The sequence below is a fragment of the Campylobacter sp. JMF_15 NE4 genome, assembly GCF_027737645.1.
Taxonomy (GTDB): Bacteria; Campylobacterota; Campylobacteria; order Campylobacterales; family Campylobacteraceae; genus Campylobacter_B.
The window spans coordinates 276,923-290,938 of record NZ_JAOVTY010000001.1 but is presented as its reverse complement, the minus strand read 5'-3'; the positions used below and the strand labels follow the sequence as shown (position 1 = coordinate 290,938).

Below are 14,016 nucleotides of genomic sequence, written 5' to 3'. Positions count from 1 at the left end.
CTCTACTCCTGTGCTAATGCGTCGATTGGGTTTAGTTTGCTTGCACTTCTTGCTGGCAAATACCCGAAAATTATCCCGATAGCAGATGAGGCCGCAAAGGATACGAGTATCGGCGCAATGGTAAATTTCATCGAAAAATCAGGGCTTAGCGAGTTAAAACTAAATCCAATTAAAAGCGCAAACAAAATTCCCAAAATTCCGCCAAACCAGCATAGCAAAATCGCCTCGATTAGGAATTGTTGCAAGATATTGCCCTCTTTGGCGCCGATTGCCATACGGATTCCGATCTCTCTGGTGCGCTCGGTAACTGAGACTAGCATGATATTCATTACGCCGATTCCGCCCACGATTAGCGAAATAAAGGCGATTGAGCCGATTAAAATTTTCATCGTGCCTGTCGTGCTCTCTATCGTTTGCTTAATCGTATCTGAATTTCGCGTGTGAAAGTCCCTCGTGCCGTGGCGCTGGATTAGTAGCTGTGTGATACTCTCCTCAGCCATTGCGGTGCTGACATCGTCTTTGATTTTGACCGTGATTGAGCTAATCTGCCTATCGCCTGAAATTTTATCAATCACGGTCGTATATGGCGCATACACGCGCAAACTCTCGCTACTGCCAAAGGCGTTTTTATCCTCGCCAGCTATGCCGATTATGCGTAAAGCCCTGCCGTTGAATAAAATTGTATTTCCAAGTGGTTCCACGCCTTTAAATAGCGTTTTTTTGGTGTTTTGATCGATAATGATGACAGAATTTGAGTATTTTATATCATCTTCGTTGAAATTTCGCCCCTCTACCACATCTATTCCGCTGACTGCGAGCGAATTTACATCACCGCCAAAAACCTGCCCCGTCGCACTCATACTAGCGTAAGTTAGCGTTCCACTCGTGCGTGAGTTTGGCGTAGAATAATCCACATAAGGCTGGTGCGCTAATGCCAGGGAGTCGTTTTTGGTTAGAGTATTTATCCCGCCTGCTCTAATATCGCCGAAATTTCGCCCCGGATAGACACTGATAGTATTTGTGCCAATCGAGCGGATATTTGATAAAATCCTCTCCTCCGAGCCGTTTCCTAGGGCAACGACGCAGATAACAGAGGCAATTCCGATTATAATTCCAAGCATTGTCAAAATCGAGCGCAACTTATGTGAAAATATCGCGCTGACTGACATTTTAAAGCTCTCTATAAATTGATCTTTGGCAGAAAAAAGCGAGTTTTCTTTTTCTAGCTTTTCTTTATGCAAATCAAAGGTGCGCCCCATTTTGACATTATCGCTTAAAATTTGGCCGTCTTTGATCTCGACAATCCTATCAGCGATTGAGGCAACATTGCTATCGTGGGTTACGACGATTATGGTATGACCTTCTTCGTGGAGTTTTTTTAAAATCTCCATTACCATGACGCCAGATTTGCTATCAAGTGCGCCTGTTGGCTCATCGGCCAGGATTATCTCGCCACCATTTATGAGAGCTCTTGCGATAGAGACGCGCTGCTGCTGTCCGCCTGAGAGCTTGTTTGGCAAATTTTTCGTGCGGTCGCCTAGCTCTAAACCTTCTAAAAGCTCTATTGCGCGCTTAATCCTAGCATGAGATGGCACACCTGCATACACGGCTGGTAGGGCAACATTTTCGGTAGCGTCGATTGAGGCGATGAGATTGTATTTTTGAAAAACAAAGCCAAATTTCTTGCTTCTAAGGCTTGCAAGCTCATCTGAACTAAGCTTAGCAACCTCTTTATCGTCGATTTTATAGCTTCCGCTAGTTGGGGTATCGATACAGCCGATGATATTCATCAGCGTGGATTTTCCACTACCACTTTGACCGATGATTGATACGAATTCGCCGGCTTTTATATGCAAATTTATATCTTTTAGGATATGAACCTCATTATCGCCGAGTTTGAATTTTTTATTTATATTTTCTAACTTTATCATGGCTAAATTTTAAATTTTAAAATCTCATTCTAGGAGCGCGTCCGCCACTGCCATCGCCGATTTGATTGGCGTTTGAACCATCTGCGATAATAATCTCATCATCATCGCTCAAACCACCCAAAATTTCGGTATTCAAATCATCGCTAATACCCTTTTTGATATAGGTTTTCTCTGAGCCAAAAGCCCTTTTTACCATGACATAATCCCCATTTTCATCGCGTTTAATCACAGAGGTTGGCAGATAGTTTGTGTCTTCTGCGTGATTTACGATGATTTCACACTCTGTCGTCATGCCGATTTTTAGGTAATTATCTCTATTATCGATTGAGGATTTGACATAAAAATAAACAGCGCTTTTTGATGAGCTCGCGCTCGTGCTAGCCTTGTCGTAGCTACCATCACTTAGCGTAGTAAGACCCGGGTCTATGTGCGAAACATGGGCTTGGCGCACATCGTTTAAATTTGAGAGAATATAGTATTCTACTGGCGTGCCGACGCTGATTTTAGAAATATCGCCCTCGGCGACTTCCATTTTTATCTCCATTTTGCTTAAATCCGCGATTTTTGCGATTGTTGGCGTGGTTTGGTTAGCATTTACGGTTTTGCCCTCTTCTACCGGCACCGATACGATTGTCCCACCAGTAGGGGCTGTGATTTTGGTGTAGCCTAAATTTGTCTCAGCCGTGCTTAAAGAGAGTTTGGTCTGCTCGATTTGCGCTTCGATCTGTTTTTTGGCTGCCTCTTTTGCAGCGAGATTGTTTTTGGCGTTTTCTAGGGCTTCTTTTGAGGTCGCGTTTGCTTTGTAGAGTTTAAGCTCGCGATTATACTGCGTCTGGGCGTTATCGCTAGCGATTTTGGCTGAAACCAAATTTGCCTCATAGATATTTAACTGCGCCTTTTCCTTGGCGATATTGTTTTCTTGGGTAACTGAGTCGATTTGAGCTATCATATCGCCAGCTTTGACCACATCGCCGACTTTGACATAGAGCTTTTTGATCTGACCGCCTACTTGCGCACCCACATCGACTAACTCTTGCGCATAAACCTCGCCAGTAGCTGTCACGGTGCCACGGATATTGCCTTTTTGCATTTTTGTGGTTAGGATTTTTGGGGCTTCATCTTTTGCGCCAAATTTTTTATACGCGAAATATCCGCCCAAAATCAGGGCTAAAATAACTAAAATTTTGACTATTTTTTTCATATTCTCCAACTTTTTTTTTAAATTCAAATCCGCAATTTTAGCGAACAAATTTAAACCTAATGAAATTTTGCGAAATTTTAATTACAATTTCTATCTCTAAATTTTACAAAAGCTAATCAAAACTAACCAAATTTAGGCTTTTGCGTAAAATTTCATTATTTTTTTGTGCAGGATTAGTGAAAATGCGATTATCACGCTACCGATTAGGAATTTGCCAAGCTCGGCGTCCTTGTGCCAAAGGGCTAAATTTACGATAATCGCGGCTGGGATTAGAGCGTTATTCATAATCGCAAGCACGCCAGCATCGACTTCGCAAGCACCTTTGTTCCACAAAAAATAGCAAAGCGCGGAGCTTACCACGCCCATAAAAATTATGATTGCGACCTGCTCTGCGTTTGGATTAAATTTCGCTGCGTTTCCAAAAAGCGCCGCCACAAGCGCGCAAGCAATCACCGCGCCTAGGAAAAAATAGCCAAAAAGCTCTTTTTGCTCGCCAAGGCCCTTGCTTTCGCAGAGGTATTTATACGCGCTCTGACCTGCGCCAAAGCACAAATTCGCCCCTTGAATCAACAAAAATCCAGTTAAAAACTCAGAATTTATGCCATTAAATTTAATCACAAACGCCCCCAAAACCGCAAATGAGACGCTAAGCAGATAAAGCGAGCGAAAACGCCTAGCAAACGCATCATATATCAGCGTTACATAAAACGGCGTAAATATCGTAAAAAGCGCGACTTCATAGACTTTGAGATACGCAAAACTTTTGTAATAAAAAATATACATTATGCCGATTTGCACTGCGCCAATCGCGCAAATTTGCCCTGCTAGGCGCAAATTTACACCCCTAATTTTCATAAACGGCACGAAGCACACAAACGCCAAAGCCACGCGCGAAAGCGCCAAATACGCGCTATCAATCCCGCGTAAAAACTCGCCAATTAGCGAAAAGCTAAACGCCCAAATAAATGTAACTATGATAAGTTTTGTCAAAATTTGCCCCAAAATTTTAAAAATTCTAAGGATTTTATAAAATTTGAAATTAAAATTTTATTAGTAATAAATTTTAAAAATTCAGCCCGCAAAAGTAATCTTTTATTAATCTTTGCTGTGATAAAATCCCTAAATTTTTATTTTTTAGGAAAATTATGAGTGAAATTTCAGTAGTAATTCTAGCCGCTGGTTTTGGCACGCGTATGAAGTCAGACCGCCCAAAAGTCCTATTTGAGCTTTGCGGAAAGTCGATGCTAAGCCATGTTTTAGAGCGCGCGTATGAGATTAGCGATGATGTGAGCGTGATTTTGCACTATCAATTTGATCGTGTCAAAGAGGCAGTTTTGAGCGAGTATCCAAACACCAAAATTTACAAACAAGACCACGAAAACTTCCCTGGCACCGCAGGCGCGCTAAAAGATATCAAATTTGATAGCCAAAAAACTCTAATCGTGTGTGGCGATATGCCACTAATCGACAGCGCAGATTTGCGCTCGCTTTGCAGTAGCGACGCAGATGTCGCCCTAAGCGTATTTCGCGCAAAAGATCCATTTGGATATGGCAGGGTTATCACAAAAGACGGCGAAATTTTAAAAATCGTCGAGCAAAAGGACGCTAGCGAGGAAGAAAAGCTGGTTTGCGACGCTAATGCTGGGTGCTACTGCTTCGACACAAAGGTGCTAGAAAAAATACTGCCTCAAATCACACCAAACAACGCACAAAAAGAGTATTATCTCACAGATAGCATACAAATCGCCAAAAATATGGGCTTAAAATGCAAAGCTGTATGGGTCGATGAGCAAAATTTTATGGGAATAAATGACAAATTTGCGCTTAGCATAGCTGAGGAAATTATGCAAAATCGCATAAAAGAGCGTTTGATGAAGGCTGGTGTGCTAATGCGCATGCCAAGCACGATTTATATCGATTGTAGGGCAAAATTTATCGGCGAGTGCGAATTACAAGAAAACGTTAGCATAATCGGCGAGTGCGTGATCGAAAACTCTATAATCAAAAGTTCAAGCGTGATCGAAAATTCGCTAGTTGCAAACTCAGATATCGGTCCAATGGCACATTTGCGCCCAAAATGCGAAGTGATTGGCACACATATTGGAAATTTTGTCGAACTAAAAAATGCCAAAGTCAATAAAATAAAAGCAGGTCATCTAAGCTATCTTGGAGACTGTGAGATCGATGAAGGCACGAATATCGGCTGTGGCACGATTACATGCAACTACGATGGCAAGAAAAAATACAAAACAATCATCGGCAAAAATGTTTTTGTCGGCTCTGATACGCAGTTTGTAGCCCCAGTTAAAATAGGCGATGATGTCATCATAGCAGCGGGCTCAACTATCGTCTCAGATGTCCCAAACGGCGCACTAGCGATAGCTAGATCAAAACAAACAAACAAAGCTGAATTTTTCTATAAATTTTTTAGGAGCAACAATGAGTAAGAAGAAAATTTTACTAGCAGTTTGTGGAAGCATTAGTTTTTATAAAGCGTTTGAAATTCTCTCTGCGCTTAAAAAGGCGAATTTCGATGTTTATGTCGCACTTAGCGAGGGCGCGAGCGAGTTTGTGAGCTACAAGGCTTTCGAGGCTTTGTGCGATCACCCTGTGCTATGCAGCGGCAACGAAGACTGGCAAAAAGGGGTAAATCACATAAACTACTCAAAAGTAGATTTAGTCTTAATCGCTCCTGCTACGGCAAATACGATAAACAAGCTTGCTTGGGGAGTTTGCGATAATGTATTTTTACAAACCATAAACGCAGCCTTCGCCAAAGCCAAGGTCGTAATCGCACCAGCAGCCAATCCTGCGCTACTTGAAAACAACATAACCCAAAACTGCATTGAAATTTTAAAAAGCAATGTCAAAGCCTTGTTTGTCGATCCAATCGAAAAAATGCTAGCTTGTGGCGAAAAGGGCAAAGGCGGCCTAGCCACCACAGAGGCGATACTTCAAACCGTAAAACGCGCAATCCATAAGGATAAATTTTGGGAAGGCAAAAATGTCGTCATCACAGGCGGCCCAACAACCGAGAAAATCGACAATATCCGCGGAATTACAAATTTTTCTAGCGGAAAAACCTCAAAGGCAATCGCAGACGCATTTTATTATCTAGGCGCAAATGTAACGCTGATTTCGAGCGTGGATTATCCAAATTTGCCTTATAAACTTACGATTTTTGAGAGCACAATCGGCCTAAAATCAGCCCTTGATAGCACGAAATTCCCTGATGGCTCATACCTGATAATGGCAGCAGCTGTTAGCGACTACACTCCAAAAGTCCGCTACAAAGGCAAGGTCAAAAAGACAGAAATCGGCGATGTATGGAACCTGCGCCTTGGCAAGACCGATGATATCCTAAGCTCAGTGCATGCAAATATCAAAAAAATCGGCTTCAAGCTAGAAACCGACAAAGAGACCGCACTAAACGAAGCAAAACGCATGCTAGATGAGAAAAATCTCGACGCAGTATGCCTAAATACGCTAGATGATGTGGTAAAACTAGGTGGCGATGTCACGAGAATCACGCTTTTGACAAACGATTTTATTACTGAGCTAGACACTGCGAGCAAAGATGAAATCGCGCTAAAACTGGCAAACGAGCTTAAAAAAATCTAAATCGTGAATCAATTAAACCATTTAGCAATCATTATGGACGGCAATGGGCGCTGGGCTAAAAAACGCGCCCTATTGCGCACTGGCGGGCACGAAGTGGGCGCGCAGGTCGTGCAGAGAGTCTGCGAATTTTGCATAAAAGAAAAAATCCCAAATTTAACTCTTTACGCATTTAGCACCGAAAACTGGAAGCGGCCAAAAAGTGAAGTTGAGTTTTTGATGAAACTTTTGGCGAAATTTTTGGTTGATAAAAAAGAGAGTTTTTTGGCAAATGGGATAAATTTCAAAGCCGTCGGCGATATAGAGAAATTTAGCGATGATTTGAAAAGCAAAATTTATGATTTGCAAAATTTTACGCAAAATTGTGCGAATTTAAATCTAAATTTGGCGATAAATTACGGCGCGCGTGATGAAATCGTGCGAACGTGTCGTGAAATTTCACGCTCTGGGAGCGAATTTAGCGAGAGCGAAATTTCAGCGCATTTGGATACTGCGCGCAGTGGCGATGTGGATTTGCTAATCCGCACAGGTGGTGAAAAGCGCATTTCAAATTTTTTGCTTTGGCAGGCAAGTTACGCCGAACTTGCTTTTAGCGATACTTTGTGGCCTGAGTTTTCTAACGAAGAATTGTCACAAATCATCAGCGAATTTAAAAATAAAAACCGAAGATTTGGGGGAGTATAATGCCACAAAATGAGAAAAACGCACAAAATTTGCAAGATTTAAAAATTTCTACCACTTCGCAAACTCACGGCGTTTCTGACACACACACACACACACACCGCAAAGGGTTTTTTATCCTGATTTTTTAAGAGTAATCGCTGCATTTGCTGTTATTTGCATTCATGTATCTTCTGCTCGTTTTTATCGAACACCAATAGCTACATTTGAATGGTTTATTTTAGATATTTTTCATAATTCATTAGCTTATTGGTGTATTCCGATTTTTGTTATGGTTAGTGGTATGTTTTTGCTTGATTACAATAGATATAGTATGGATATAAGAAAAAATTTTAAACAAATTTTTAAAAAAAATATTTTAAAAATAAGCATTGCTTTGATTGTTTGGAGTATTATATATAGATATTTTCATGCTTATATTTATGATGAGCCTATGCTTTTTACTTATAATTTTTCCTTTTTATTTAAACATACATATCCGCATCTTTGGTTTTTGTATCTTATACTAGGTCTTTATGTTTTAGCGCCTTTTTTGCATATTTTGGTACGAAATTTAACCAAAAAAGATTTTGAATTTTTACTTATAGTTTTTGCTATTTGTTCTTGTGGTTATGATTTTATGAGTTTCATAACCGTTGCTATTGTCGAACATCCTTTGTATTTAAGAAAATATATTCCAGAATTTAGTGGTTTTTTAATCTTTTTTTTGGCAGGATATTATTTTTCTAAATTTGAAGTTTCAGATAAAGCAAAAAAGAAAATTTATTTATTGGCTATTATTTCATGTTTTTTTGCCGTATTAAATTCGTTTTGTGTATATAAATTTAATGTTGGTTTAAAAATCAATAATGCAAATAAGGTATTGCATACTATGTTTATTGCTTTTGGGCTTTTTTTATTTGTCAAAAGTAAATTTTCAAAACCAAGTGTAAATACCATGTTTTATAACAGAATTTCTTTTTTATCTAGTATTAGTTTTGGAATTTATCTTCTTCATTTTATTGTTTTACATTTGATTGTTTTTAGACTTGGCATAGATGCACTTACACTAAATCCTATCATAATGGTTCCGCTTTTAAGTGTTAGTGTTTTTATAATTTCAGCGTTCTTAGCCTTTATACTCTCAAAAATTCCGATTTTACGCAAAGTGGTCTAAAAAATTTTAAGCCTAAATTTGCAAATTCACTCCCGAATTTGCCCAAAATTTAGCCAAAAAATTGTAAAATAGCCGTTTGCAAAATTTATCAATTTAATAATGGATTTTTATGGAATACTACCTTTACATGGCGATTTTCGCCCTTTTTGGCATCTGTGTCGGCTCGTTTAGCAATGTCTTAATCCACAGGCTTCCGCGTGGCGAGAGTATCAACTTCCCTGCTTCGCACTGCCCTAAATGCGGCACTCCGCTGAAATTTTACCACAATGTCCCACTGTTTTCATGGCTGTTTTTGGGCGGAAAATGCGCATTTTGCAAGGAAAAAATCTCTATCCGCTATCCAATCGTGGAGTTTCTAGCTGGCGCGCTAGCGCTGTGCGCGTATATCTGTGAGCCAGATATCATCAAAGCCGCCATTTTAGCGCTACTTTTCATACTTTTGCTAGCACTTTCGGCAATCGATTTCGAGTTCAAAGCAGTGCCAGATAGCCTGCTTTTCACAGCTACCGCACTTAGCTTAGTCTATCCTTTGCTTTATGATTTTGACATTAGCTTGCTGTATCCAGCCGCTGGGTATGGGCTAGCGTTTTTCGCGCTTCGCTTAATCATCACAAAGGTCTTAAAACGCGAAGCCATGGGCTCAGCCGATATTTTTATCGCCATAATCATAGGCGCGATTTTGGGCTGGAAGCTAGGCGGTATCGCGATTTATATCGGCGCGATTTTGACCCTGCCAGCATACGCAATCGCCAACAAAAAAGGCTACGAACTGCCGTTTGTGCCATTTTTGTCAGCTGGACTTTTGCTTACGATTTTATTCAAAGCTCAAATTTTAGAGCTTTTGGAAATGATTTATGGATAGAGTTCAAAAATACCTATTTAGCAACTTCATAAGCTCGTTTGCGTCGCTATTTAGCACGCTTTTTATCATTATGTCGATTGTGTTTTTCTTGCAGATTGCGCGCATTACCTCTTTTATCGAGATAAATTTGATAGAGCTAATCAAACTCTACCTTTTCATGCTACCGCGAATTCTCATTTTCACCGTGCCGATTGCCTTTTTTGTCGCCCTTAGCATGGCGCTTTTCCGCCTTTCGAAAGAAAACGAAACAATCGTGCTTTTTACTATCGGCTATGTTACGCGCAAAATCGCTGTGTTTTTCGGCGTGATTGCGGCGATTTTTTCGGTTCTTTTGCTCTTTATTTCGCTTGTGATGATGCCAATCGCCGAAAATCTCAAAGACAATTTCATCGACTACAAAAAAGTCAGCGCCACGCTAAATATCAAAGCTAGCGAATTTGGGCAGAAATTTTCAGAGTGGATGGTTTTCATCGAGGGCGAAGACGAGGGCGAAAACGGCAAAATTTATAAAAATTTAGTATTTTACAACCACGGCAAAGGTGGCGAAGATGAGCGCATAATCATCGCCAAAAAAGGCGAGTTTGTAAGCGAAAATCAAAGTTTTTCCGCACTTTTGCATGATGGCAAAATCTACACCGTGGATAGCGACGAGTGGCATATTACTGAGTTTGACGAGCTTATCATACGCACACTTTCTAAGAGCAATATCCGCACAGGGAGCGATGTGCTAGGATACTGGCGCGAAATGCGCAAAAACGACAAACGCAAAAAAGATTTCAGCATTTATGTGCTTGTTTCGCTATTTCCGCTAGCAAGCGTGCTTTTTGCGCTAAGCTTTGGAATCGTAACTTACCGCTACGAAAAGGGCTTTATTTACGCTGGGATTTTCGGGGTGCTTTTTAGCTATTTTGCACTGATTATGATACTAGCCAAACGCCCACAAATCGCCATTAGCGTGACATTTGCGCTGACATTTATCCTATCTTGGATTTATTATAACTTCAAAATCAAACCGCGATATTAAAATGCAAAATTTACTTCTTACCTACGCTTATAACGGCGCGCGATTTTGTGGCTCGCAGTCCCAGCCACATGGTCGTAGTGTCGAGGACGCGCTCAAAATCGCGCTAGGCAGAGTCGGGATTTTTGGCGCGCTCACCACTAGCTCTCGCACCGACAAGGGCGTGCATGCCCTGCGCCAAACAAGCACCGTAAAATGCGAACTCTACCAAAGCCTACCGCGCCTTAAAGAGCTCATCAATCGCCACTGCGCGCCATATATTTTCGTGCGCGACCTGCGCGTGGTAAGCGATGAATTTCACCCAAGATACAGCGCCAAAGCTAGGGCGTATCGATACATCATCAACCACGGCGAATTTAACCCATTTCTAAGCGATTTTCAAATTTTTATGCCCAAATTTGACACCGAAAAGCTAAATTTAATTCTTGCGAAATTTATCGGCGAGCACGATTTTAGCGAGTTTATGAAGGTTGGAAGCGAGATAAAAAGCCCGGTTCGTGAAATTTTCGTAGCGCGTGCGTATTCGCATGGAAATCTCAGCGTGGTAAATTTCGTCGCAAACGGCTTTTTGCGCGCGCAAGTGCGATTAATGCTAGCAAACGCCCTTGCCTCACTCAAATCAAATCGCCCCATAGACCTCTCCCACGCCCTCACCCGCATACCAGCCCCACCAAATGGACTTTATCTTGCAAATGTGATTTACTAAATTTTACATTTGATTAAGCGGGGTTGAATTTGTAAAATTTGATAAATTCAGTATCACAGATACTGACTGGGATTTTATAAAAAGGATTAAATTTGGATAATGAAAAAATAATGCGAGAAAAAGCAGAGCAAATGACTAAAAAAGCCGAAATGAAAATTCAACAAGCAAAAGAAAAAGAAGCTAAATATCAACAATGGCTAGAAAATAAAAAACAAACCGATCCAAATTTTAGGGATTATGATAAAGAGCCGCTCATTATACAAAGTTATGAAGAATTTTTTGTGCTAACGCTATGGATTTCATCTTTCGTTTTTGCTGGAATATTTGCTGGAATACTCAACGAATTGCGTTGGGGTAAAGTGCCACAAGAGTTGCTTTGGTTAAGTTTGATACCAATAGGTTATATTGTTATTGTTGCGATTTTGCAAAAATTCAAATTTAAAAATCATAAAATTAAATTTACAAATCATCATATCGAATTTTATGATTATGGAAAATTAAAAAGAAAATGTAAAATTGTAGAAGATGAATTAGGCAGAACATTTTTTTCTAATTCTTGTGTTAAAACAGAGACCTTTCATATAATCGTGTATTTTATAGCAATCATTTTATTAATTGTAGGTGGCGGTAAATTGCTGTTGCCTTTTATTTTGCTCTATCTTTCAAATTTGATGTTTAAATTCATCTTTTACTTATTTATAAATAAAAATTTAAAATGTTTTACGGCATTACCTTTTATAAGAATATCAAATGAAGTCTTTACTGTATCTATGTATGCTACCCCGGTTTCAGGTAGATATTTTATGATTTATTTATATAACGATGAAATTTATAAGGAAGTAAAAAAATATTTTTTACAAAAAAATATAAATATTGATAATTTACCAAAAAGTTACAAAGTATTTTAATAACAAATTTTTTTTAAAGGAGAGAACTATGAGTATCGTAGGGTGGCGTCCTTGCCCACAAAAAAAAGATAAAATAATTTAATAATCATTTAAATAAAGCTTCTTTGCTTTGCAAAGCTTTACTAAAAAACCAAATCGTAATTTAATCTCGTAGATTGTTTCGCTTTCTGCGAAAGCTCGCAATGACAATGGCTGGCAAATTTTCCTTAATCTGTCATTGCGAGCGAGTGAAACGAGCGCGGCAATCTACAAATTTAAAATTTAAAATCGCTAAATTTGCAAAATTTTGAAATTTATTTCAGCACAAAACGCACATTTACGACAAAAGTTCGCGCGCTTGTCGTGGGCGGGAATTTCGATTTCGTGCGCTCTATCGCCTTCAAAACAGCCTCATCGAGCGCCTCCACACCAGAGCTAGCTGTGATCTTTGCGCCCTGCACCGCGCCACCGGGCAAATACGAAAACTCCGCCTTTACCACACCGGTTTGCTTACGCATTTTCGCGCTTTTTGGGTAGTTTTTTTGCGCGTAGGCTGCGATGATTTTTTGTATCACGCCACCGATATTATCGCTCTTGGCATTGCCTTGTATGTTTGCCATGCCCGCTTTTGGTGCGCCTGCGCTAGCATTAGTTTGGGTTAAATTTGGCAAATTTGAGCTAGTTTTGTTGCTATCGAAATTCTTTTTTACAGCCTTTTCTTTTGCGATTTTTTTTGGTTTTGGTTTTGGTTTTGGCTCAGGTTTAGGGAGCGGTTCAGGCGTAGGCTCTGGCATAGGCTCTGGCTCTGGCTCTGGCGTAGGCTCTGGCTCAGGCTCAGGCGTAGGCTCGGGTTCAGGCTCTGGTTCAGGCGCAGGGGCAGGTTCTGGCGCAGGCATAGGCTCTGGGGCAGGCTCTGAGGCAGGCTCAGGCTGTGAATTTTGCTCAGCTAAATTTTCATCATTTATAGATACTTCATCTGCCGAAGCAACGAAACTATCAATTCTAATCACGCTTAGAGCTTCATCTTGCATCAAATTTGGCGCCCTGAAATTCGCAAAAGCGTAGCAAAGCAAGGCAATATGCAAAACGAGCGAAGTAAAAAATCCGATTGCGCTATTCATCTTTTTTCGTCACAATTGCGAAATTTTCGTGATTTAGCTCTTTTAGGGCGTCCATTACGATGACGAAAGCCTCGAATTTGGAGTTTTTATCATTTTCTAAAACAATCAAATCATGCTTTTGCAAATGCTCTAAATTTGACTTCAAAGCCTCGCTATCTACGGCGATATCATCGATGAAAATTTGCGAGTGCTCGTCGATTTTAATGGTGATTTTCTTCTCTTCGCTTGGGCTTTGCGCGCTTTTGGCACTTGGCAAATCGACCTTGATAAGGCCCTGGGCGATGAAAGTCGAAACGCTAAGCGTAATCGCTAGCAAAACCAGCATAATATCGATAAATGGGACGATATTTAGCCCCTCTTTCCTAGGTAGTCGCATTTTAGCCCTCGTAGCGATTGAGCATGACATCGACTTTGCGCAAAAAGCAGTTATAAATCATCAGCGTAGGCACAGCGACCAAAAGCCCCAACGCAGTGGCTTTAAGCGCGAGAGAGAGGCCTTGCATAATAGCCTTTGCGTCGATATTGGCACTAGCGCCCATGTCATAAAATGTAATCATAATGCCAGCCACAGTGCCCAAAAGCCCGATATACGGGGCGTTAGAATACACAATATAAAGCGCAGTGAGATTTTTGCTCAGCGCCTCTTCATACAGCGCCTTGCTTTTGTAGTCTTTTGGCGATACTCTTCTGTAAAACAGCACCCGCTCTATGCTAAACCAAACGACCAAAAAGCTCATAAAAACCAAAATAGAAATAATTATATAATCAATATAGTCTTTTAGAAAATCCATAAATTTCCCCCGTGGATAAAATTTGTAAATTTTGCTTATCA

General features: G+C 40.3%; 15 protein-coding genes. 9 read left to right on the top strand and 6 right to left on the bottom strand.

Going from position 1 to position 14,016, the window contains the following annotated elements; genetic code table 11:
• Positions 1-2: 2 nt before the first annotated feature.
• From OFN98_RS01555 to OFN98_RS01545, 3 genes are all read right to left on the bottom strand, one after another.
• Positions 3-1,931, bottom strand: coding sequence for a MacB family efflux pump subunit (locus OFN98_RS01555; protein ID WP_270874824.1), 1,929 nt, complete (start codon positions 1,929-1,931; stop codon positions 3-5).
• 16 nt (positions 1,932-1,947) lie between these two features.
• A complete protein-coding gene (locus OFN98_RS01550; RefSeq protein WP_270874825.1) occupies positions 1,948-3,132 on the bottom strand; it encodes an efflux RND transporter periplasmic adaptor subunit in 1,185 nt (394 codons plus the stop codon).
• Between the two features lie 132 nt (positions 3,133-3,264).
• Positions 3,265-4,122 carry an EamA family transporter gene (locus OFN98_RS01545; protein ID WP_270872831.1) on the bottom strand — a complete coding sequence of 286 codons (858 nt, stop codon included), beginning with the start codon at positions 4,120-4,122 and terminating at the stop codon, positions 3,265-3,267.
• A gap of 155 nt (positions 4,123-4,277) precedes the next feature.
• Here OFN98_RS01545 and glmU point away from each other — a divergent pair, with 155 nt between their 5' ends.
• The 9 genes from glmU (at position 4,278) to OFN98_RS01500 (ending at position 12,084) form a co-directional block, all read left to right on the top strand.
• Positions 4,278-5,579 (top strand): bifunctional UDP-N-acetylglucosamine diphosphorylase/glucosamine-1-phosphate N-acetyltransferase GlmU, encoded by a 1,302-nt coding sequence (gene glmU, locus OFN98_RS01540; RefSeq protein ID WP_270874826.1) that lies wholly within the window; start codon positions 4,278-4,280, stop codon positions 5,577-5,579.
• Complete coding sequence (gene coaBC / locus OFN98_RS01535; RefSeq protein WP_270874827.1) at positions 5,572-6,753, top strand: bifunctional phosphopantothenoylcysteine decarboxylase/phosphopantothenate--cysteine ligase CoaBC; 1,182 nt, start codon at positions 5,572-5,574, stop codon at positions 6,751-6,753. Before glmU ends, coaBC begins: the two co-directional genes overlap by 8 nt.
• A 3-nt stretch (positions 6,754-6,756) precedes the next feature.
• Complete coding sequence (gene uppS / locus OFN98_RS01530) at positions 6,757-7,434, top strand: polyprenyl diphosphate synthase (RefSeq protein WP_270874828.1); 678 nt, start codon at positions 6,757-6,759, stop codon at positions 7,432-7,434.
• The gene (locus OFN98_RS01525; protein WP_270874829.1) at positions 7,434-7,562 is read left to right on the top strand and encodes a hypothetical protein; all 129 of its coding nucleotides are present in this window, start codon (positions 7,434-7,436) and stop codon (positions 7,560-7,562) included. The genes uppS and OFN98_RS01525 overlap by 1 nt, the downstream gene beginning before the upstream one ends.
• Positions 7,563-7,567: 5 nt before the next feature.
• The gene (locus OFN98_RS01520) at positions 7,568-8,587 is read left to right on the top strand and encodes an acyltransferase (RefSeq protein WP_333720402.1); all 1,020 of its coding nucleotides are present in this window, start codon (positions 7,568-7,570) and stop codon (positions 8,585-8,587) included.
• A 109-nt stretch (positions 8,588-8,696) separates the two neighbouring features.
• Complete coding sequence (locus tag OFN98_RS01515; protein ID WP_270864535.1) at positions 8,697-9,449, top strand: prepilin peptidase; 753 nt, start codon at positions 8,697-8,699, stop codon at positions 9,447-9,449.
• A complete protein-coding gene (locus tag OFN98_RS01510) occupies positions 9,442-10,473 on the top strand; it encodes an LptF/LptG family permease (RefSeq protein ID WP_270874830.1) in 1,032 nt (343 codons plus the stop codon). Before OFN98_RS01515 ends, OFN98_RS01510 begins: the two co-directional genes overlap by 8 nt.
• 1 nt (position 10,474) lies before the next feature.
• Positions 10,475-11,176 carry a tRNA pseudouridine(38-40) synthase TruA gene (gene truA, locus OFN98_RS01505; RefSeq protein WP_270864537.1) on the top strand — a complete coding sequence of 234 codons (702 nt, stop codon included), beginning with the start codon at positions 10,475-10,477 and terminating at the stop codon, positions 11,174-11,176.
• Between the two features lie 92 nt (positions 11,177-11,268).
• Positions 11,269-12,084 (top strand): hypothetical protein, encoded by an 816-nt coding sequence (locus OFN98_RS01500; RefSeq protein WP_270864538.1) that lies wholly within the window; start codon positions 11,269-11,271, stop codon positions 12,082-12,084.
• A 293-nt stretch (positions 12,085-12,377) separates the two neighbouring features.
• Here the strand turns inward: OFN98_RS01500 and OFN98_RS01495 are convergent, their stop codons facing one another.
• From OFN98_RS01495 to exbB, 3 genes are read right to left on the bottom strand one after another with little or no spacing between them, the layout of a single operon-like run.
• Entirely contained in the window at positions 12,378-13,184 is an 807-nt protein-coding gene (locus OFN98_RS01495; RefSeq protein WP_270874831.1) for an energy transducer TonB, read from the bottom strand.
• Positions 13,177-13,560 (bottom strand): TonB system transport protein ExbD, encoded by a 384-nt coding sequence (gene exbD, locus OFN98_RS01490; protein WP_270866139.1) that lies wholly within the window; start codon positions 13,558-13,560, stop codon positions 13,177-13,179. The genes OFN98_RS01495 and exbD overlap by 8 nt, the downstream gene beginning before the upstream one ends.
• Position 13,561: 1 nt before the next feature.
• Positions 13,562-13,975, bottom strand: coding sequence for a TonB-system energizer ExbB (gene exbB / locus OFN98_RS01485; protein ID WP_270859086.1), 414 nt, complete (start codon positions 13,973-13,975; stop codon positions 13,562-13,564).
• Positions 13,976-14,016: the final 41 nt, after the last annotated feature.